Source organism: Streptomyces sp. NPDC055140, assembly GCF_053607285.1.
Genome location: NZ_JBSGTG010000049.1, coordinates 1 through 19,294 on the forward strand (window position 1 = coordinate 1; position 19,294 = coordinate 19,294).

24 protein-coding genes and 2 pseudogenes are annotated in these 19,294 nt (G+C 67.6%); 13 read left to right on the forward strand and 13 right to left on the reverse strand.

The window, feature by feature from the left end:
- Positions 1-436: pseudogene (locus ACWFR4_RS44335) on the reverse strand (IS5 family transposase); the annotation flags it as partial.
- Between the two features lie 56 nt (positions 437-492).
- Positions 493-649, reverse strand: a pseudogene (locus ACWFR4_RS44340) (IS630 family transposase); the annotation flags it as partial.
- Positions 650-883: 234 nt separating this feature from the next.
- Here ACWFR4_RS44340 and ACWFR4_RS44345 point away from each other — a divergent pair.
- Positions 884-1,864 (forward strand): threonine ammonia-lyase, encoded by a 981-nt coding sequence (locus ACWFR4_RS44345; RefSeq protein ID WP_453657188.1) that lies wholly within the window; start codon positions 884-886, stop codon positions 1,862-1,864.
- A gap of 83 nt (positions 1,865-1,947) precedes the next feature.
- Here the strand turns inward: ACWFR4_RS44345 and ACWFR4_RS44350 are convergent, their stop codons facing one another.
- The gene (locus ACWFR4_RS44350) at positions 1,948-2,421 is read right to left on the reverse strand and encodes an N-acetyltransferase family protein (protein ID WP_453657190.1); all 474 of its coding nucleotides are present in this window, start codon (positions 2,419-2,421) and stop codon (positions 1,948-1,950) included.
- Between the two features lie 157 nt (positions 2,422-2,578).
- On the opposite strand from ACWFR4_RS44350, the gene ACWFR4_RS44355 reads away from it, so the two are divergent.
- Positions 2,579-2,758: a hypothetical protein gene (locus ACWFR4_RS44355; protein ID WP_453455008.1), complete on the forward strand. Its 180-nt coding sequence runs from the start codon at positions 2,579-2,581 to the stop codon at positions 2,756-2,758.
- A 133-nt stretch (positions 2,759-2,891) separates the two neighbouring features.
- A complete protein-coding gene (locus ACWFR4_RS44360; protein ID WP_453657192.1) occupies positions 2,892-3,719 on the forward strand; it encodes a class I SAM-dependent methyltransferase in 828 nt (275 codons plus the stop codon).
- A gap of 475 nt (positions 3,720-4,194) precedes the next feature.
- Here ACWFR4_RS44360 and ACWFR4_RS44365 read toward each other — a convergent pair whose 3' ends face one another.
- Positions 4,195-5,127, reverse strand: a complete 933-nt coding sequence (locus ACWFR4_RS44365) for a hypothetical protein (RefSeq protein ID WP_453657194.1) — start codon at positions 5,125-5,127, stop codon at positions 4,195-4,197.
- 255 nt (positions 5,128-5,382) lie between these two features.
- On the opposite strand from ACWFR4_RS44365, the gene ACWFR4_RS44370 reads away from it, so the two are divergent.
- Entirely contained in the window at positions 5,383-5,754 is a 372-nt protein-coding gene (locus tag ACWFR4_RS44370; protein WP_453657196.1) for a transposase family protein, read from the forward strand.
- On the forward strand, positions 5,678-5,992 hold the full coding sequence (locus ACWFR4_RS44375; protein WP_453657226.1) for a hypothetical protein: 315 nt from the start codon (positions 5,678-5,680) through the stop codon (positions 5,990-5,992). The genes ACWFR4_RS44370 and ACWFR4_RS44375 overlap by 77 nt, the downstream gene beginning before the upstream one ends.
- 43 nt (positions 5,993-6,035) lie before the next feature.
- On the opposite strand, the gene ACWFR4_RS44380 is transcribed toward ACWFR4_RS44375, so the two are convergent.
- Both ACWFR4_RS44380 and ACWFR4_RS44385 read right to left on the reverse strand, forming a co-directional pair.
- Positions 6,036-7,493: an NF041680 family putative transposase gene (locus tag ACWFR4_RS44380; protein WP_453657198.1), complete on the reverse strand. Its 1,458-nt coding sequence runs from the start codon at positions 7,491-7,493 to the stop codon at positions 6,036-6,038.
- A gap of 226 nt (positions 7,494-7,719) precedes the next feature.
- Complete coding sequence (locus tag ACWFR4_RS44385; protein ID WP_453465164.1) at positions 7,720-8,166, reverse strand: Lrp/AsnC family transcriptional regulator; 447 nt, start codon at positions 8,164-8,166, stop codon at positions 7,720-7,722.
- Between the two features lie 93 nt (positions 8,167-8,259).
- Here ACWFR4_RS44385 and ACWFR4_RS44390 point away from each other — a divergent pair, with 93 nt between their 5' ends.
- The 4 genes from ACWFR4_RS44390 to ACWFR4_RS44405 all read left to right on the forward strand — a co-directional run bounded on the left by ACWFR4_RS44390 (position 8,260) and on the right by ACWFR4_RS44405 (position 10,436).
- A complete protein-coding gene (locus tag ACWFR4_RS44390) occupies positions 8,260-9,072 on the forward strand; it encodes an LLM class flavin-dependent oxidoreductase (protein ID WP_453465161.1) in 813 nt (270 codons plus the stop codon).
- Complete coding sequence (locus tag ACWFR4_RS44395; protein WP_453465158.1) at positions 9,069-9,521, forward strand: nucleoside deaminase; 453 nt, start codon at positions 9,069-9,071, stop codon at positions 9,519-9,521. The genes ACWFR4_RS44390 and ACWFR4_RS44395 overlap by 4 nt, the downstream gene beginning before the upstream one ends.
- Positions 9,522-9,939: 418 nt before the next feature.
- On the forward strand, positions 9,940-10,191 hold the full coding sequence (locus ACWFR4_RS44400) for a hypothetical protein (protein WP_453657200.1): 252 nt from the start codon (positions 9,940-9,942) through the stop codon (positions 10,189-10,191).
- Positions 10,188-10,436 carry a hypothetical protein gene (locus ACWFR4_RS44405; RefSeq protein ID WP_453465153.1) on the forward strand — a complete coding sequence of 83 codons (249 nt, stop codon included), beginning with the start codon at positions 10,188-10,190 and terminating at the stop codon, positions 10,434-10,436. The genes ACWFR4_RS44400 and ACWFR4_RS44405 overlap by 4 nt, the downstream gene beginning before the upstream one ends.
- Positions 10,437-10,482: 46 nt before the next feature.
- On the opposite strand, the gene ACWFR4_RS44410 is transcribed toward ACWFR4_RS44405, so the two are convergent.
- The 3 genes from ACWFR4_RS44410 to ACWFR4_RS44420 all read right to left on the reverse strand — a co-directional run bounded on the left by ACWFR4_RS44410 (position 10,483) and on the right by ACWFR4_RS44420 (position 13,462).
- Entirely contained in the window at positions 10,483-10,791 is a 309-nt protein-coding gene (locus ACWFR4_RS44410; protein ID WP_453657202.1) for a hypothetical protein, read from the reverse strand.
- A gap of 84 nt (positions 10,792-10,875) precedes the next feature.
- Entirely contained in the window at positions 10,876-12,300 is a 1,425-nt protein-coding gene (locus ACWFR4_RS44415) for a purine-cytosine permease family protein (protein WP_453657204.1), read from the reverse strand.
- 1 nt (position 12,301) lies between these two features.
- Entirely contained in the window at positions 12,302-13,462 is a 1,161-nt protein-coding gene (locus tag ACWFR4_RS44420; RefSeq protein ID WP_453465144.1) for a serine hydrolase domain-containing protein, read from the reverse strand.
- Between the two features lie 83 nt (positions 13,463-13,545).
- Here ACWFR4_RS44420 and ACWFR4_RS44425 point away from each other — a divergent pair, with 83 nt between their 5' ends.
- Positions 13,546-14,442 (forward strand): LysR family transcriptional regulator, encoded by an 897-nt coding sequence (locus ACWFR4_RS44425; RefSeq protein WP_453465141.1) that lies wholly within the window; start codon positions 13,546-13,548, stop codon positions 14,440-14,442.
- A 159-nt stretch (positions 14,443-14,601) separates the two neighbouring features.
- Here ACWFR4_RS44425 and ACWFR4_RS44430 read toward each other — a convergent pair whose 3' ends face one another.
- From ACWFR4_RS44430 to ACWFR4_RS44445, 4 genes are all read right to left on the reverse strand, one after another.
- Positions 14,602-15,279 carry an alpha/beta hydrolase gene (locus tag ACWFR4_RS44430; RefSeq protein WP_453465138.1) on the reverse strand — a complete coding sequence of 226 codons (678 nt, stop codon included), beginning with the start codon at positions 15,277-15,279 and terminating at the stop codon, positions 14,602-14,604.
- A gap of 96 nt (positions 15,280-15,375) precedes the next feature.
- On the reverse strand, positions 15,376-15,648 hold the full coding sequence (locus ACWFR4_RS44435; protein ID WP_453657206.1) for a hypothetical protein: 273 nt from the start codon (positions 15,646-15,648) through the stop codon (positions 15,376-15,378).
- 116 nt (positions 15,649-15,764) lie between these two features.
- Positions 15,765-16,172, reverse strand: a complete 408-nt coding sequence (locus ACWFR4_RS44440; protein WP_453465167.1) for a tyrosine-type recombinase/integrase — start codon at positions 16,170-16,172, stop codon at positions 15,765-15,767.
- A 36-nt stretch (positions 16,173-16,208) separates the two neighbouring features.
- Entirely contained in the window at positions 16,209-16,694 is a 486-nt protein-coding gene (locus tag ACWFR4_RS44445) for a hypothetical protein (RefSeq protein ID WP_453465132.1), read from the reverse strand.
- A 456-nt stretch (positions 16,695-17,150) separates the two neighbouring features.
- Here ACWFR4_RS44445 and ACWFR4_RS44450 point away from each other — a divergent pair, with 456 nt between their 5' ends.
- The 3 genes from ACWFR4_RS44450 (at position 17,151) to ACWFR4_RS44460 (ending at position 19,069) form a co-directional block, all read left to right on the forward strand.
- Positions 17,151-17,570, forward strand: a complete 420-nt coding sequence (locus ACWFR4_RS44450; protein ID WP_453657208.1) for a hypothetical protein — start codon at positions 17,151-17,153, stop codon at positions 17,568-17,570.
- Positions 17,571-17,739: 169 nt separating this feature from the next.
- Entirely contained in the window at positions 17,740-18,330 is a 591-nt protein-coding gene (locus tag ACWFR4_RS44455) for an RNA polymerase sigma factor (protein ID WP_453657210.1), read from the forward strand.
- Positions 18,323-19,069, forward strand: coding sequence for a hypothetical protein (locus tag ACWFR4_RS44460; RefSeq protein WP_453465124.1), 747 nt, complete (start codon positions 18,323-18,325; stop codon positions 19,067-19,069). The genes ACWFR4_RS44455 and ACWFR4_RS44460 overlap by 8 nt, the downstream gene beginning before the upstream one ends.
- The last annotated feature ends 225 nt before the right edge of the window (positions 19,070-19,294 follow it).

The following is a 19,294-nucleotide window of genomic DNA, read 5'->3' on the forward strand; positions in this document are numbered from 1 at the left end:
CCACCTCCTCCAGCCGGACGGCCAGTTTCCGCAGCACCGGATCGGCCTGGTTCATCCCCTGGACGGCCCCCTTTTGAACCACCGCGGCCGGCGGCGCTTTCCTGGCGCCGGCGGCGTGTTGGTGGGCCCGCACCGCTGTTGAGTCCACCGACACGTCCCAGTCGATCCGGCCCGCCTGGTCCTCGGCAGCCTGGACTTTCGACAGCAGCATCTGCCACGTTCCATCAGCTGACCAGCGGCGATGCCGTTTATAGACGGTCTCCCACGGCCCGAACCGCTCCGGCAGGTCCCGCCACTGCACACCCGTCCGCACCCGATAGAGGACCCCGTTGATCACCCGACGGTGATCGCTCCACCGGCCCCCACGAGTACCACCGCGAGGTAGGAACGACTCCAGCCGATCCCATTCCGCGTTTGTCAGATCCCCACGACCCATACGGCCAGCCTGACCCCAACTCCCCACTCATGTCAGGAGATCCGAGAAACAGTGCCTAGTTGGGCTATGACCGGGACGCGGTTCCCGCCGGCCGAAGCCAGGAGCATCATCGCGCGCCGGTAGCGTCGAACTGGTGCCGCCTCGGCGCACGATCTGCTGCAGCTTCTGCCCTTCCTGGTCGGTCAGTCTGCGCACACGGACAGGCTCGGCCACCGCACCTCCACGGGGCGGAGCGGGCATCACCGCACCTCCAACCGCCCCGACCACCAAAACGGCGAACCTACGCGGTCACGGCTAGCGGGGCCCGAGAGTCGGGAACGGTGGCCGCAGCGAGGTTGAGATGATGGCATCAAAGCGAGCGTTGTTGCCGTATGGGTCGACGGCTCCGCTGCGTGAGGACATCCTTTACTCGTGAAGCGCCGTCCTGCGGCGCTACCCTGCTAGGTCATGCAGGAGACACGCCTCGACACTGCTCGGATCCGGGCGGCTCGCCGGGTCATCGACCCGATCTTTCTCGACACTCCGCTGTACCGCTGCGAGGCGCTGGAGCCCGACCTCGGGTGCACGGTGAGCATCAAACTCGAGACGGCGAACCCGGTCCGCAGCTTCAAGGCCCGCGGCACCGAGGTAGTCGCGAACCTGCTCGCCGACAGTGGCTCGCGAGCCGCGGTGTGCGCCAGCGCGGGCAACCTTGGCCAAGCCCTCGCCTGGTCCGGTCGCGGCCGCGGGCTCGACGTCACCGTCGTGGCATCCCGCTTCGCGACGGTGGCCAAGCTTGATCGCATCCGCGCGCTGGGCGCCAGGCTGGAACTGGTGGACGGCGACCACGAGATGGCTCGCGTGCGGGCGGCGGCCATCGCGCAGTACGAAGGCATCCGGCTGGTCGAAGACAGCCTGGACATCGAGACCTGCGAGGGCGCGGCGACCATCGGCCTGGAACTCATGGACAGCGCCCCGGCGTTCGACACCGTCCTGATCGCTCTCGGCGGCGGGGCGCTGGCCACGGGTGTGGGGCATGTGGTGAAGACCTTGGCACCCGAAGCCGAGGTGATCTGCGTCCAGCCGCTGGGCGCACCGGCGATGACACACTCCTGGCGCCAACGCCGCGTCATCACCACCGACTCGACCAACACCATCGCCGACGGCGTCGCCGGCCGGTACCCCATCCCGGCCGTCCTGAACGACCTACTCCTGGTCGCTGACGACGCCGTCCTGGTCCAGGAGGCGTCGATCATCGCCGGTATGCGGTTGCTCCTCACCCACGCCGGCCTTGTCGTCGAACCGTCGGCCGCACTCGGCATCGCAGCGATCCTCGAGGACCCCGACCGCTTCGCCGGCCGACACGTAGTCACCATCGTGTGCGGCAGCAACGTCGACGTAGACGCCTATCACCGCTGGGTCGGTGCGGCTCCCATCCACGGGTGTTGACCATTGCTCACTCCTCTCCGGATTCGAGCGAGTGACATCAAAACTTACGGCCTGGGGAGCGATTACCAGTGACGGCAGGTTGGTCAGGGCCACGAGACGTTGAGCGGCAGATCTCGGTGGAAGACGGCCATAGCCAGGCCGGGGCCGTTGTAGTCGTCGACGATCTTCGTATCGAAGCCGAGGCTGCGATGGAAGGCGATTGAGCCGGTGTTCTCGATTGATGTGATCGCCTTCAACTGCTGTGCACCATGACGTTCTGCTGCTTCAGCGAACGCCGTATACAGACGACGCCCGAGTCCGGTTCCACGGGCGTCGTCCCGTGTGGCGATCAGATGCACGTACCCGGTGCCGCCTGGGGTGACGAACCCGAAGATGTACCCACGGATTCCGTCCTCGGCACGGGCAACCAAACAGGTGGAACCGAACTCCTGCACCAGCGCCAGAAGGTGCAGCGACCGGAGATCGCGTTCGCCCCAGTAACGGGGGTGATCAGTCAGGACCTGGTGGACGTCGGCCACCCCGGCTGGTGCGATGTGTATGTCCATGATGGCGATCATGGCAGGCGCCTCAGCCGTTCCAGGCGAAGGTCCGCACGGATCGGGCGAGTTGTGACGACCGCTCGCTCTTCTGGACAAGAACTCCAGAGCTGGTTGTGTGCGAGGTGCAGTTCCCCTCGGCGTCCCAGGTCCAGTGCTCCGTGGTGCCTCCGGGTGGGTGCGCCGGGCGAGCCGGCCCTGCGGCGTCGCGCCGGACGAGCCCGAGACCCGCTTCACCTACGACGCCCGGGGCGTGCACACCGCCGCGAGCCGCTACGCGGCCATCGCCCAGAACCTGCAGGACGACCAGACGGGAGTCCGCCGAGATGCGGTCGGAAGGGAGAGCGGGCGCTCTTGACGGCTGCCCGTAAGGGGATCCCCGACGGAACGATGCTGCCGGAGCAGACAGAAAAGACCGGCACGGCTGCTGTCGAGGAGCTGCCGTTAAACCAGTGGCGTCCCCGTGGACGAGCCTCATAGCTTGTGCGCTCGTGAGAGATGATCCGAAGACGCGCCCGAATCGACATGACCTCGGTCGGGTGTTCAACGAGGTACCGGAGCTCTACGACCGGGTCCGGCCGGGATACCCCGACGAACTGTTCGCGGACCTTGGCGCCATCACCGGCATGGACGAAAGGTCGTCGGTGCTGGAGGTGGGCTGCGGTACCGGCCAGGCCACGCACTCGCTGGCATCGCTCGGATGCCCAGTGACCGCCATCGAGCCAGGCGCAGACATGGCCGCACTCGCTCGCCGACGGATCGCCTCCTTCCGCAACGTCGAAGTCGAGACGTCGACGCTTGAGGAGTGGGACGACCGCGGTCGACGCTTCGATGTCCTCGTGGCTGCGTCGTCGTGGCACTGGGTCGACCCGTCGACCGGCTGGCAACGAGCGCACGACGTGCTCTATCCCGCAGGCTGGATGGCACTGCTCGGCAACGTCGTTGTCCGCCGACCGGGAGAGCCGGAGGTGTACGCCGAGACCGCCGATCTCCACGAGCGGTTCTGCCCCGGGAACCCCGGCTGGGGTCATCCTCCCCTGGAGGACGACGTGCGCACCACCGACGAGGGCTGGGGCCTGGTCGACGATCCCGGAGGATTGTTCGGCCCAACGATCGTGCGCTGGTACCCGACCGTTCAGTGGTTCAACGGGGACGGCTTTGCCGATCACCTTCGCTCGTTGTCGCTGTACCGGAGGCTCGACCGCGACGTCCGTGAGCCCCTGCTCGACGCCGTCGCCGAGCGCATCCGCACGCGGATGGGCGACCGAGCATCACGCCGTTACCTGAGCGTCCTCCGTGTCGGACAGCGCGCCGAGTGAGCCCAGCGGTGAAGGACCTGCCGATTCAGCGGCAACGGACCCACCGCGCTTAGGGAGGAACCAACGCGGCTCAGCTTTCCCGGGAAGTACGTGAGCAGGGATACCTCGGCAGCAAGATCTCCGTCCGCAAGTACGTGGCGACCCTGCGAGCTGGCATCGCCATCGACGAACCCGTGCTCGTCCCGTGCCAAGTCGACTCGAATTCAGAGAGACTGATCTCCGCTGACCTGCGTGGATTAGGTTCGCTGTCAAACGCATCGATTGGCTGGGACAGCGACTAGCTACACCGTCCAAGGACGTGATCGTCACGAAATATGGACCACAGCCTTGAAATTGACCATGCCCTGCTCGGTGGTGACCCCAGACCTGCTCAGTGGATCTCCCCACTGAGGACAACGGACCTGCAGCGCGCCACAACTGGCGGTTCGGCGGTATGCCCGGACGTGATGGCCAGCGGGAGGAAACTCGGCAGGACTCAGCTATGGGGCCAGTCCTGCCTGGCTGTCACCTCGCGTGCGATGCGACGCCACTGCTCTTCCCCGCCGGGCAGGGGCCAGGCCCAGGTGGGCTGTTGCGCGGTGTTCAGGTCGTGGAGGCGGGTGACGAGCTGCGGGCCGGCGGTGGCGGCACCGTCCGGGACGGTGGGGCCGTGGACGACGCGGAGTTGCGCGAAGCGTGCCAGTTCGTACTCGTAGAAGCCCACGGCCTCATCGGTGCGCGCGGCCAGGTCAGCGCGCGGCATCGTGCGGTGCAATTGCAGCAGCGGAGGATCGACGGACTCGGCGATCGCTGCGGCGAGCCGCGCGTGACCATCCAGAATGAGGTGGCAGTCCAGGCCACTGACCCACCACAACAGAACGGGTGGGAGCGTTCCGTCACGGGCTTGCTTGCGGTACGCCTTGACCCGGCTGTCGTCGGCAGCGGGCATCGGCCGCAGCGGGAGGATCTCCCAAGAGATGGAATGGTCGAACCAGTCGAGGTATCCGTCCGGGTGGCCGGCGACGAGCATCGAGCTCCAGTACTCGGCATGCGAGGTGTCGGTGTGGCGCCAGCGTCGGAGCGGACTCTCGCACGAGAGCAGCCAGCGGCCCTCGTGCAGCGGGCTGTCCGGTGCGTCGATGAGGTACTGCGCGAAGCGGTGAGCCCACCGTTCCGGGCTGCCCGCCAGAGCGCGCGCCACATCAGCACGCAGCGGCGGGACAAAGGTGCGGTACTCATCGGTGCGCCAGAAGTCCACGCCGTGGAGGTGCTCGTCGACAACAGCGAGCAACACAGGCCGCGACAGCTGGGAGACCAGCAGCTGCGGCCCGGCACTGAACACGCACAGCCCCGGCTGGTGGCGCTCTTGTACGTCCAGGGACACGCCCACCCACGTGCCGTCGTCCCGCGTGGCATCGCTGCGTTGCATGCCGAGAGCGTAGACGGCTGCTTCAGAGGGACGCGCAGCTGGCCCCATTGGCAAGCCGACACGCCCCCACACTCCACGAGCGGGTGGCACCGGCGGAAGTAGGCGCGGTGCTCATTGGAGTCCTCCCTCCGTTGAATGCCGGACTGAGTGGGGCGAGGAGCAGCCCTGGCCGATTTCAGGGCTCTGACCGGAGTTCCGTGAATCGCCAGGTCAGCGAGGGACTGCAGGAACGATTCGGTAGGGGATCTGTCGGTCATGGGGGTCTGCTCGCTGGAAGATTTGCTGTTCCCGAAGATCGATGTGCGGTTGGAGCGGGTCGCGTTCACCCCAGGGGCGTTGGTGGTGTCGCCCGCGGCGTGCGGCCCGGCGCCTCGTTACCCGGAGTGCCGGTCGAGAGCCCGTCGTGTGCATTCCTCGTATGAGCGTGGCCTGGCCGAACCCCCCTTATTCGGGAGGAAGTTGCAGATCAGACTCCGCGTTCTCCGCTTCTTCTGCGACCGCTCCTCCTGCGCGAGGAAAACGTTCGTCGAGCAAGTCAACGGAACCGGTCGTGCTGATGATGGGCCTCGGATTGCCCGAGTTCACGCCCAAGCAGGTCGCCACCGGAACGGTCCCGGGCGTAGGTGAGAAGGTGACGCTCACCGCGGACAAGCAGGACCCCAAACTGACACTGCCCGTCGCACGCCGGTTCAGCGGAGATCGCTTCGACAAGCCTGTGCAAGTGGTGCTGAACTCGGTGGTGTTCTGTTCCAGCGGTCAGGACCTCACCACCTGGGGCACCTACACGGAGACGGTCAGCCGCTTCACCGAACCCGTACTGCTCGCCCTGGCGGCCCTCGCCATGCGCGGCCGTATCAAGCGCTGATATCCCCCGTTCGGCAAGTTGAGCTGCCGTACTAGCTTGATCTTTAACCTGTGCGGCGTGGTCGTGGGGTGGTTGACTTCGTCGTTCTCTTTTTCGCTGCCGCTGTTTTGCGGGGTGTATGCACGTCGTGGCGGGGTGTGGGTCGTGTGTTCTTTTGGCCCGGCGGCCGTCCGGGGCCAGGGCGCGATGGTTTCGGTGCTTGGGCTGGACAGGCCGATTGTGGGCGGATGCGCCGGAAGTCGCGGCGGACTCGGGCGGGGGTGAGTCTGTCCGGCGGGGTGGGTTTCTCCCAGGGGCGGCGCCGGTCGGCTGCGAGTGGGCGGGCGAGCCGCAGTTGGGTGTAGGCAGCGAGGATCAGCCAGGTCCATCGGTCGGCTGCCTCGGGGGTGCGGAGCTTTGGGGAGGTCCAGCCGAGGGTCTGTTTGAACAGGCGGAAGGTGTGCTCGATGTCGAAGCGCCGGAGATATACCTGCCAGAGGCGGTCGGCGTCGTCCGGGGCGGCATCGGTGTCTGACCACCACAGCCAGACCGGCTTGGGTGTTGCTCCGCTGGGCAGATGGCCGATGTCCAGGCGGATCACCGTTCCTTCCACGATCGGGAGGGTGCCGTCTGCGGCTGCCCAGGAAGAACGGTGGGTCAGCTTGGGGTGCAGCCGGTTCCAGGACCGGGCCCTGGCAGTGCCGTAGAGGCGGGTGTCGGTGATGGTTTCGGTGTCCGGGATGCTCCAGGTATTGGGCTGTCCGAAGACGAACTCGCCGCCGTGCCGGGGCGGTCGGCCCTGAGTGTGTGGGAGCCGCGGTGGGACCGCTCCGCGCAGGACGCGGTCGGATCGCATCCTGGCCAGCACCTGGACCGGCAGGTCACGCAGGAGGAAGCCGAGGCGGGGCGCGTCGTATCCGGCGTCCGCGACGATGAGGATGTCGGGGTCGCCCGCCTGCCACTGCCCTGCTGCGATGAGTCGCTGCAGCAGATCGCGCAGTTGCCGGGCGGTGACGGTTGCTGTGTCGTCGCCAGGCTTCAGACGCAGCGCGTCCAGCGGCGCCGTCCATGAGCTACGGCCCGGCTCGAGCGCGCAGACGATCGAGTAGGGCCAGCCGGGGACCGGGATGTGCTGGTCCTTGCCCCGGCCATAGGTGTGACACAAAATCCGCTCGGGTGAGGTGTGGGCGTCGGGCCGCAGCCAGCAGGTGACATCGATCGCCAGGACCAGCCGGCCGTCGGCAGACCGCGGCAGTGGCACCTCTGCCAGTGCCCGCCGCAGCCGGCCGTCATCGATGCGTCCACGGGCCATGGCTGCGTAGAGCCCTCCATGGCCGCGGCGGTGTTCACCCACCAACGACAGTTCGGCCAGCGACCTCACCGGCCCGTCGCCGCACAGAACAGCATCAGCCAGCTCGAACAACACGTCCGAACGGGAGGTCAGGCAGGCATAGAACTCGCCCCGGAAGCATGACAGTTGTGCGAGCGACTCTCGCCGGGCGTCGTGATGCAGCAGACTCATCCTCACGGCCTTCGTGCTGAATGTGTGTGTTCCTTGGTCGGAGCACATGTTCAGACGAAGGCCGCCTTCATGTCCGGCAGATACCAAACCGAGTGATCAAGTTCGACGGACCATTCGACGCCGCACGTTAAAGATCAAGTTAGGGCGCGTATCGAGTCGTGATCAATGAGAGTGGCTTGGTACCCCGCTACCGATCAGCGGTCGTACGGCGGCAGTCGGCTGTTGGTCAGGGCCGGTTGGGTCCGCGGTGGGGCAGTGTTCGGCTGTAGACGACGCTCGTGGTCGTGCTGCCGAAGCCGGCCAGTTCGTCCACGAGTGTCTCCAGGTGCTCCATGGATGTCGCGGCCACCTTCAGGGTGTAGCAGTCGTCGCCGGTGGTGCGCAGGCACTCCAGGATTTCGCGGCGTTCGGCGAGGAGGTGGTGCAGTGGCTGGTGCCGGTTGCCGGGGTATTTCAGGCGGACGACGGCGAGTACCGGGTAGCCGGCCTTGGCCAGGTCCACGGTGGCGTGGTAGCCGGTGATGATGCCCAGCGACTCCAGATTTCGTACCCGCTCGGTGGTGGCTGACGGGCTGAGGTTGACGCGGCGTCCCAGCTCGCTCAGGGAGATGCGGGCCTCCTGCTGGAGCTGCTCGATGATCGCCCAGTCGATGTCGTCGAGGTTCACGGCCATGGCGCGATATTACCGGGAGACTCACTGCAGGAGGCGGGCGATGCCGGGAAGATCTGGTTCCCTTCAGCATGATCACCGCAATAGCCTCAGGGTATGCAACTTGGTGTCAACGTACCGAACTTCGGGCCGGGGACCGACCCCGGCGTGCTGCGCGAGTGGGCGCGGGTCGTGGCGGGGCTGGGGTTCGACCTGCTTATGGTGTCCGACCATGTAGCCGTCACCCCGGATGTGGCCGAGCGGTATCCGGAGCCGTTCTACGACCCGTTCACCACGCTGTCCTGGCTGGCCGGGATAAGCGGTGGCGAGCTGCGGCTGGGCACGACCGTGTTGGTGCTGCCGTACCGTCATCCGCTGCTGGTGGCGCGGATGGCAAGCAGTCTGCAACGGCTCAGTGGCGGGCGGTTCGTGCTCGGAGTGGGGGTCGGGTGGGCGCGGCAGGAGTTCGACGCGCTCGGGGTGCCGTTCGGCGCGCGGGGCCGGCTGGCCGACGAGTACCTGGCAGTGGTGCGGGACACGTGGAGGACGGAGGACGGGGCCGCGCCCGCGGTGTGGGTCGGCGGGCACAGTGCGGCGGCGATCCGGCGGGCGGTCAGGTTCGGCGATGCCTGGCATCCGCTGCGGCTGCCGATGACGCGGATGCGATCGGTTCTCGCGGACAACGCCTTGCCGGGGTTCGCGCCGCGGATTGCGCTGCGGCTGAGCGACGCTCCGGTCCAAGAGGCCGAACGGTCGGCCGGCCTCGGGGACCTGGAGCAGATCGTGGGTGATCTGGGGGAGCTTCGCGGGCTCGGTGCGCAGACGGTGGTGCTCGACCCCTACCACGGGGATCCGGCTCAGACCTGTCGGCCCGAGGCCGCGTGGCGGGCGCTCACCGCGGTTGCCGAGCGGTGGAGGATGGTGTCGTGATCACCTCTGCTGACGAGGCGCTGCTGCAGCAGGCCATCGGTATCGCGGCGCGCGCGGTGGAGCTGGGCGACGCGCCGTACGGCTCGCTGCTGGTCGGGCCGGATGGGGCGATCCTCGCGGAGGCGCACAACACGGTCCGGCGGGACGATGACATCACGGCCCATCCGGAGTTGAAGCTGGCCCGGTGGGCGGCCCGTGAGCTGGATGCGGACACGGCCGCCCGCACCACCATGTACACCAGCTGCCAGCCGTGCGGCATGTGCGCAGGTGGCATCATCCGCTCCGGCATCGGCCGGGTCGTGTACGCGCTCTCCACCGAGCAACTCGTGCAACTCAACCCGCACTCGGGTCACTGGCCGTCCGTGACACAGGACGGCCCGGCTCTCTTCGGCGAGGCACGCGCACCCATCAACGCCTACTACGGGCCAAACTCATCGGACGGCACTTGACCCGCAGGTCCCCTCATGCGTGTGCCACCCGCTTTGAGCGCGCATTGACGCGCGATCAAAGGGTGGTGTGATCACAGGTGGCCCTGGCGAGGTCTTTGATCCAGTGCGGTGCAGATTCGACACCTCCACCACACACGGAGGCCTTCGCCTTCTTCAAGACCCGCGCGTGTCAACAACGCTCATGCTCAATACACCTAGCACGTCCTGCTCCGCTGCTCGGAACCCGCGGCGATGCCCGGACCCAGGACTGGTGGGCTCGCAGGTATGGGTGCGGCCACAGTGGAGGTAGTTGGTGTGCCGGCGGGTGGTGGTGTTCTGCATTGCACCCCCGCTCGCAACCCTGTGGGTGCACAGTAAATCTAAACCCTGCACCCACATAATGGGTTGCGTCAGAGAATCCGTGCGGGAACATAACCACATGGCCGAGACACCCTTAGACCACACCTTCACCACCAAGTTCCGCATCCCACGCCGCATGTGGAACGCCTACGGAACCGCCGAGGACCGCAAGGGCGTTGACCGCAGCTCCGACCTCGTCGACCACGTCCGCGACTTCATCAGCACCCACGGCAACGAGCAGGAACTCGCCGGGCTGGAAGCCGCCGAACGGGAACTCGCCGAGCGGCGCGCACGCAAGGGCGGCCGACCGAAGAAGGGGCTGAGCGCGTGAGCATCTGGGCGAGCGTCCCAGGGCCGGACATCCTCGCCCTGAACGGCGCCGACGACGCGGCCAACTACCACGCCGAGGGTGAACCCATGATCAATATCGACGTTGCCACGAACGGCCTCCACGATCACATCCGGCTCGCCTTGTTCGATGGCTGCCCCGACGTGGATGCGCTGCTCTCGCCGGCCGCCGCGCGCATGCTGCGCGATCGACTGAGTGCGGTACTCGGCGACGAGCCCGCCGTATGACGACGGCCCCGCCCGGACTCCGGAGCGGGGCCGCTTCGCGCCCGGTCTACAACCCTTGGGCACTGACGTCGGTGATCTCTACGGAGATCTTTGTGCTCGCCGAAGCCGTACTGATCAGGGACGGCGTGTAGTTCAGGCTCGTCCGGTCCGTCAGCTCGGCCGTCTCGACGACCGGGCCGGACTGGTCGCCGTGGATCTCGTAGGTGATCTCGTACACCGCGTCCGGGTCAACGCTCTCGCTGTCGATCACAAGGGTCAGGTCCGGTTCGACCGTGACGTTGCAGCCCGCGGACCCGAAGCACTGCCGCGACTTGGTCTTCAGGTCGATCGTGAAGCTGTCGGCGTCGAGGTCCATGTACGTCGGCTCCGGATCCGTCCCCTTCGCTGCGTCGATCGCGGCGTCCTCGTCCGGGACGCTCGACCGGGCGGCGGTGGACGCTCAGTCGACCGAAAGCGGCGCGTCCGAGCCGGGTGCCGATGCTCGCGCGCCGACGGGTTGCGCGACCTTTCGGGTACGCCGCGTATAGGCCAGGTACAGCACCGTCGCCACCAGCAGGCCGACGATCCAGGAGATGTCGGCGCCGCCCAGGTAGTCGACCAGCGGCCCGGTGTAGAGGCTGCTGCTGATGAAGGGGATCTGCGCCGCAATGGCGACCAGGTAGACAACGACGGCCGGCCAGTTCACCAAGCCGTACTCGCCCCGAGGCCGGAAGAGCTCGCCGACGTCGTAGTGGCCGCGCCGTACGACGTAGTAGTCGGTGAGGTTGATGGCCGTCCACGGCACCAGCAGGTACAGCAGGAACAACGTGATGTTCTCGACAGTGCTCAGGATGTGACCGCTTGCCATCAGAGTGGCTGCGATCGTGAGCGCGGCGCTCACCACGATGAAGACGGCGCGCACCAGCGGCGTCGCCGAGCCGTGGCCCTTGGCCGAGAAGGCGCTGATCGCGGTGAGGTACATACCGTAGTAGCCGTACACGCCGGCAGGGACGATGCCGATGACGATGGCGAGCAGGATGGCCGAACTCAGCGCCGGGATCTGCTGGCTGAGCATGCCGATGGCATCGTCGCCCACCGCCTCGGCACTGATCGTGGCGGCGAACGCGCCGAGGATCATCACCCACGAGGAGCCGAGTGCCGAGCCGGTGTAGGTCCACAGGAACGTGGTCCGCGACGGGGTGTCCTCGGGGAGGTAGCGAGAGTAGTCCGAGACGTACGGCGCCCAGGTCAGCTGCCACGAGACGAAGATCGATATGACGAGCAGGACGGTGCCGAACGACGGAGCCGGGCCGCTCGGCAGGTGCTCCGGCAAGTGACCGGCCAACGCGATCGTGAGGGCGAGGAACAGCAGCCCGGAGACCACGCTGACCACCCGGGTCGACAGGTGGATGAACTTGTACCCGACGATCGCGATGACCGCCGGGACCGCGCCCTGGATGATCACCGACCAGGTGAACGAGATGTGGGCCCAGTTCGCGAAGGCCTGCCCGGTGATGACGCCACCCTCGATACCGAATCCCATGTACATGAACAGGACGATCACGACCGGCAGCAGCGTGCCGAGGAATCCGAACTGCGCACGGCTCTGGATCATCTGCGGCACACCCAGACGGGGACCCTGGATCGAGTGGTAGGCCATGAACACCGCACCGACGAGGTTGCCGATCAGGATGGTGGCGACGGCCCAGAGAAGGTCGAGTCCGAGGGTGACCGCCAGGACGCCGGTGACGAACGCGGTGATCTGCACGTTGCTGGAGAACCAGACCGTGAACAGGTGCCACGGCTTGCCGTGGCGCTCCTCGGGCGGGACATAGTCGATCGAGTGCTGCTCGATCGACTCGCCGTGTGATCGGTTGCGGTCCATCTCATGCCTCCTGCCGGGTCAGGGCGGCCGCACGGGCGATGGCGCCCAGCGCGTCCAGGTGAGCGGGTGTGTCGGCGACCGGCTGGTCGGTGGCGGAGAACTTCGCGATGACGACGTCGGTCTGCGGGTCGAGCCAGAGGTACTGGCCGAAGATGCCGACACCGTAGAAGGACCCGTGGTCGTCGCCCGGGATCCACCACTGGTTCTTGTAGGTGCCACCCGCCGCCGAGTCGGACTCGGCCGTGGTCGCGAAGTGCCCCCCGCGGCGCGTCCGCGCGATCCAGTCAGCCGGCACCACGGGTGTGCCCTCGCGCCACCCGTTGTCGAGAACCAGGCGCCCGAATCGCGCGAGATCGCGCAGTCGCATCCCCATCCCGGCACACGCGTAGGGCGTTCCGTGGTCGTCGACCGTGACGAAGGCGTCGTCCTCGGCGCCGATCCACGACCAGAGATGTCGCCTCATCAGCTCGCCGTAGCCCGCGCCGCCGGCACGTTCGAGCACCCACGCGAGGACGTCGGTGGTCCCCGAGCAGTACTGGAAGTCGGCGCCGTGCCGGCCGGCGCCGCGCAACTGGGCCAGGAACGGCCGGGTGCCGACCACGTCCTCGGGCCGGCGCGGCCGCCATCCGGCAGCGCGGTCGCCCGCGTGAACCTCGGCGGTGGGCTCCAGGTACGACATGTCGTAGTGCGGCGCCGCGGTCATGTCGAGCAGCTGCCCCACGGTGGCACCGGCGTAGGAACCCGCCGCCAGCTCCGGGACGTACGTCGGGACGGTCGCCTCGAGGTCGAGGAGGCCGGCGGCGGCCAGCACCCCGGCCAGCATGCCGGCGAACGACTTCGAGATGGACATCACGATGTGGTGAGACGCGGAGGTGAACTCACCGAAGTAGCGCTCTGCGAGGAGCGTGTCGCCGCGCAGCACGAGGATGCCGTCGGTGTGCGTGCGAGCGAGGAACTCCTCTGCGCTGATCGGCCCCCCTTCGGGGCCCGGCACGGTCAGAAGGTCCCAGTCCAAGGGCTCACTCGCGGGCACCAGCATGCGTGCCGGCGCCTCACCGCGAGCGATGGTCGTGCAAGGGACCACGTCCTCGACCCGGTGCAGACCGAGTCGGTGGTGAGGTGGGGTGAGCCAGTTGCCGGACGAGATGTCTGAGGAGGTCATGGAGGAGATGGTGATCCCGGCCGGCTACTCCTGTCCAAGACCTAACTACTACCCCTCATGATGCCTTTTCGGCATGATGAGGCATGGAACTACGACACCTGCGGTGCTTTCTGACTGTCGCGCAACTCGGTACCGTCACGGCCGCCGCCAACCAGCTGCACATCGCTCAGCCCGCGGTGTCCCGCCAGATCCAGCGCCTGGAGCGCGACCTCGGCGTCACACTCTTCCGCCGCAACGGCCACCGGCTGTCCCTCACGGACGCGGGCCGCCACACGCTCGACGTGGCGCACGACCTGCTCACCCGGGCCGACCGGCTGACGACGGTCGCGGGACAGCTGGCCGACGGACAACTGACCCGGATCTCCTGCGTGGCGGCCCCCACCACGCTGGACTACGTGCTCGCTCCGTTCGTCGCCACCCTCAACGACGACGACCCGTTCATCGCCGTCGTCTCGGTCCTCGGCGACGAGGTGCACGAGGCGGTCGCCGCCGGACACGACTTCGGCATCGCCGCGAACGTGCCCCCCGCGGGCGGCCTTGCCTGGCAACACCTCACCCGCGTGCCGCTCCACGCTTACGTCAACCCGGGCCACCCCTGGGCCCGCGACACCAGCGTCACGCTGGACGAGCTGATGGAGCAGCCTCTCCTCCTTCCGGGCCGAACGGACCCGACGCGCACCGTTCTCGACGCAGCTGTCATCGCGGCCCGACTCCGGTATCAACGCCACACCGAGGTCCCGTGGGAGCAGATGCGCCACGCCCTGGCGGCAGGGCGGCGTGGCGTCGCGATCGGGACCGAGTTGCCGCGGTTCGGTACTCGTCCCGTGCTCGTCCTCGACACCGATGGGGCTCCCGTCCAGCTCCCCATCCACGCATGCTGGAGCCCCGACCACTACGCGGCCGCCGCGCTCGAGCAGTTGGCCACGCGACTGGGCACCTTTGCCGAGCAGGTCGTCCGCCCCGAGGCCGAATCGATCTGAGGCGCAGGGCCGGGTGCGCGGCCAGAAGCGCCACGCGGCGGAGTGCGGGATCAGCAGACTGAAACGGAACCGGGCGTTGGCGAACAGGTACGGGAAGCTGGCCGTCCGCTACAAGGCTAAGGTCACCATCGCAGCGATCAACGAGTGGCTGTGATCCCTTCAGCTCCCCTGCGGAGACATCGAGGAAGCGAGCAGTTCCTGCACGAGTCCCACGATGAGCTGGGGCCGTCCGACGAACGGGGAGTGCCCCGACTGCCACTCGTGCACGTAGGTGCAGCGCGTGGCCAACGTCCGCTGCAGGCCCGGGTCGATCGCTCGGTCCTGTGCGCAGACGACGTAGGTGGAGGGAGTCTGCTTCCAACTCTGTTGCTCCGGGATGCCTCGCCCGCAGCCGGGAGCCTGCGCACGCAACAGGCCAACCGCCCGGGCTGCGAGGGGTTCGGGGCTGTCGCCGTAGAGAACGTCGGCAGCCCGGTCGGGGTGCAGACTCGTCGATCCGTCGGGCCCGGGGCAGATCGCTTCCTGGAGTTGCCGGGACGCCCCACCCAGACTGGCGGCGCTCTCGCCGACATCCGGCACGAAGGCCGCCAGATAGACCAGGTGTCCCGCTCCTCGCAACCCGGTGATCACTGACCCGCCGTAGGAATGACCGAGCACAATCGGAGGTTCCTGCAGCCCGTCGACGACCGCCTGAACCGCGGCGGTGTCAGCGGTCAACGATCCCCGGTGCAACTCGGGAACGACCACGCTGGTTCCTGTGGCTCGCAAGCCTTCGGCCACCGCAGCGAAGTGCTCGGGGCGGTGATACAGGCCGTGAACGAGCAGTACAGCGGCCACTTCGCCCGCCCTCAGGTCGATATCAAGGCAGTGATCCTAGTTCCTGGCGGCATCCGGTGGTCATCCACAGTCTTTGATCCACTTTCGCAACGCGCCCTAGTTGTCCACTGGCCGAAAGACCATGAACAGGCTTTCCGTCGTGGTGCCGTACCGGTCCATAACGGCGTGCGTGCTCAGCTTGTCCAACGCCCAACCGCGCCCCTCGATGCCGTGGATCACCTGACCCATCAAGCCCGTGTCAACGATCCGCATCTTCACCACGTACACCGGCACACCCTTGTCACGCTCTTCGCCGGCCCTGATCACATGTGCCCACGCCTGCCGACGCACGAACTCCGCCTGCTCACGCTCAAAGTTCCCCTGGCTCATCCCACCCCTGCCCAGCTGAGCGCCCCGATGCCAACGAGACGCGCCATCCCGCCGCTGCGGCCTATCCGCCCCAAGGGCTTCCCCCGTCAGGGGCGCCGCCACGCCTGCCGGATCTGCTAGAACCGGTGCGGCAACGGCTCCCACCCCGGCCTGCCCGCGTTCTCCACGTTCATCCGCTGCGCCCACCGACGCCACGCCAGCAGCACGCCCTGCTCTGACAAAGGCAGCCCCACCTGCTTGGTCACCATCCCCGAAACGCCACGCCACATCGTGTGATGGCACGTCACGAACAGGGCCTCATGCTCCCCACCGGCCAACTCCCTCATCAGCCTCCGCCGCCGCTTCCCCCACTCCCTCACGACCCGGAGCAGATCCTCATCCATCGGCTTCGTCGTGATCTGACGGGACTTCGTCCGACGGACCGTCACCTCGCCCTTACGCGGCTGCACGTCCCCCGACGTCATCCGCGTCAGCTCAGCGCGCCGCGCACCCGTCAAGCGCACAATCCCGACCATCGTCGCCAGCCGAACAACGTCATCCGGCGGAGCCGCCGGAGTTGCTCACATGACGGGGGCCGACCGGGTTGGGCTGTACGGAGATTGTGCGGGGACCGTGTGCACGGAGACCTGTGTCGGCCCGGTCCGTACCGACATCTGCGGCGGCGTGGTCGGTGTGGTGACGCGCAGCGGTGTCTTCGGCAGGATGACGTGGCCGCGGTTGTTGTCGACGTTGAACCGGTGGGCTCGGCGGAATTCGACGTGCTTGACGAAGTGGTGCCGGAAGAAGAAGTCGTCGTGCCGGCGGACGTCACACCGCACGATCTTGCGGATGACGGTTACTCGGCCGTGGTCCTTCTTCACGATGATGACGATCGTCCGGTGGCCGAAGCGGCAGAATTCGTGCCCCCGCTCGACGACCACGATCACTCGGTGCCCCTTGGGGGTCGGGGTGGCGGCGGCCGGACCGGCCAGGGCGACACCGGCGGTACCGGCGATGGCGCTCGCCACCAAGACGGCGGCACTGCGACGAAGGATGGGGGCGCTCATGGTGCGGCCCTCCTTAGTTGAACATCGCTGTAGAGGAATAGCTGTAGAGGAGTATGAGACGAAATAGCCGCGTGCTCACCTCAGCCGTCTCGTTACCGAGGGGATTTTCGTCCACCGCGGCCTTGTGCGGATCGTTCGGCCACTCATCTCACCGTGCAGGGGATTTAGACCGTGGCTCGTAATGGGTGTGTCTATGGGTATACGCCGCTGCCGCGAAATAAGTTCATGATTCATCCGAAGCAGGAGTGAAGTCGGCCCGGCTCCATGGCCGATCATGAACCGTTTGCCGGCCTGTCCCGTATACCTCACATGAAGCCGGCTCGTCGGCCCAGGCGGACGCCCAGCGGCCCCAGCCCAACAGTTCCCGTCGGCGTCTACGTCCCCATCGGGGTCCCACCTGCAGGCACCTGCGCGGCGTTGGTCTGCCGTCGGCGGTTCCTTGTCAGGAGGTATCTGATGTCTTCCCGTTCCGCCGCCGCAGCGCCGGCAGGGGTTGCCGTCTGCTGCGCGCTACTCAGCGCCGTGGTCCACCTCGTCATCGCCCCCGAGCACCTTGCGGAGACGCTGTACATAGGAATCCTGTTCATTGTCGGCGGCGTGGCGCTGCTCCTCATTGCCGGCGCCCTGGCGCTATGGAACTCCGTAACGGCATGGTGGGCCGGCGCCCTGGTCAGCGGTGGCATGATCCTTGGCTTCGCCCTCTCGCGCACCATCGGGCTGCCTGGCTACCACGAGCAGGGCTGGGACCCCCCGTACGGAGTTTTGTCGATCATCGCTGAAGGCATGTACCTGGTCGCCTTCTTCGCCTGGTACGGCACTCGGTCGGCGCACGCCCCCTCTGCCCCGTTCCGCAGCAAGGTGCCCGCGGGCAGATGACCGGGCAGATGACAGCGCCGCAGGAACCGAAGGTGATGTCCGCCGGCGCCGCCAGGGGGAGGGACCGCCTCGGCCCGTGGATGCGGCGGCGGGATCGGGAGAGAATGTGAGGGTGATCTTCCGTGGCCGCCTGGCAATCCGTCGGCCGGGGCGGACCGTATATCTAGGTATGCAGAGTTTCCGGTTCCCGGTCGGCCGCCTCCCGGACGAGGCTCTGCTGTCCGGGCTGGCAACGGGCGATCCCGAGCTCGCCGCCACCTTCGTACGGCGGTTCCAGCACACCGTCTTCGGCGTCGCCATCGCAGTCCTCGGCGATCCACAGCTCGCCGAGGACGTCTCCCAGCAGACGTTCGAGCGGGCGTGGCGGCACGCGCAGATCTACGACTCCCGCCGCGGATCGGTGACGACATGGCTGACGGCCATCGCGCACAACCTCGCCATCGACGTCGCCCGAGCGCGCCGACCGGTGCCTGTGGCCCCTGAAGACCTCGACACGCTCCTCGACGTCGTGACCGACACCGCTACGCCCGAGCGGCTGGCCCTGGCCGACGAGGCATCGACGGCCCTGCGTTCCGCCGTGGCGCGGCTGCCGCGCGAACAGGGCCGTGCTCTGGTGATGGCGGGCATCTACGGGATGACGGCCCAGCAGATCGCCGATGTGGAGCAGATCCCGCTGGGCACGGCCAAGACACGGATCAGGGCCGCCATGGGAAAGCTGCGGTCCACGCTCGTGTCTCCGAAGCGAGGCGACCATGGGTAATGACGTGACCTGCGAACAGCTGCGGGAGATCGGCGCCGAGCTGGCTCTGGGCGTCCTCCCGGGCCGCCAGCGGGCCGGGGCAGTGGAGCATCTGGACCGCTGCGCGGACTGCCGGGAGTACGTCGAGCAGCTGACCCTCGTCGGCGACGGTCTGCTCGGTCTGCTGCCGGGCAGCGAGCCGCCGGCCGGGTTCGAAACCCGGGTGGCGCGGCGGCTGCACCAGGCGGCGGCACATGACGACCGCGGCCGCCTGCACGGCCGGGGGCTCCTCCCTCGCAAGGGGTTCCGCAGCCGTGCCCGGATACGGCTCGCGGCCGCCGCGGCCGCGCTCGCGCTGGCCTCCGGGTTCGGCGGCTGGGCCGTCGGCACGGTCCTTTCGAATGAGGCGGCCGCTCCTTCGCGTCCCGCCGAGGTCGGCGCCGGAATGCTGCATGCGCAGCTGACCGCGGCAGGGCATGGCCAGGGGCCGGTCGGCGAGATCTACCTCCATCGCGGGCCGCCGACCTGGGTCTACATGTCCGTTGACCTCGCGGACGCCGGCAACATGTACGGCGGGAAGATCTCCTGCGTGCTGGTACACAAGGACGGCAGCACCGTACGCGTCGGTACCTTCACCCTGCACCACGGCTACGGCTACTGGGGAGCCCCGGCCTCCGTGAACCCGTCCACGCTCTCCGGCGCCCGCCTGACCTCCGCCGACGGCACGGTGCTCGCCACCGCACGCTTCGGGTCGGGGTAGCCCTGGCCGTCGGTGCCCCGCTCAACACCGCCGCTGGATCCACCACAGAACGCCGGTGACGACCGCGCCGCCCGCGGTCATGGTGATCCCGTGCACGAGGCCGAGGCCGGTGGTGCGGACAAGGACACGTACACATCGCGGGGACAGGACAACTGTCCTGTCTCAGATAAGTGTCGGCAGGGCGAGTCTCTGACCTGCAGTGCCCAGAGTTGTCTGAGACGCGGT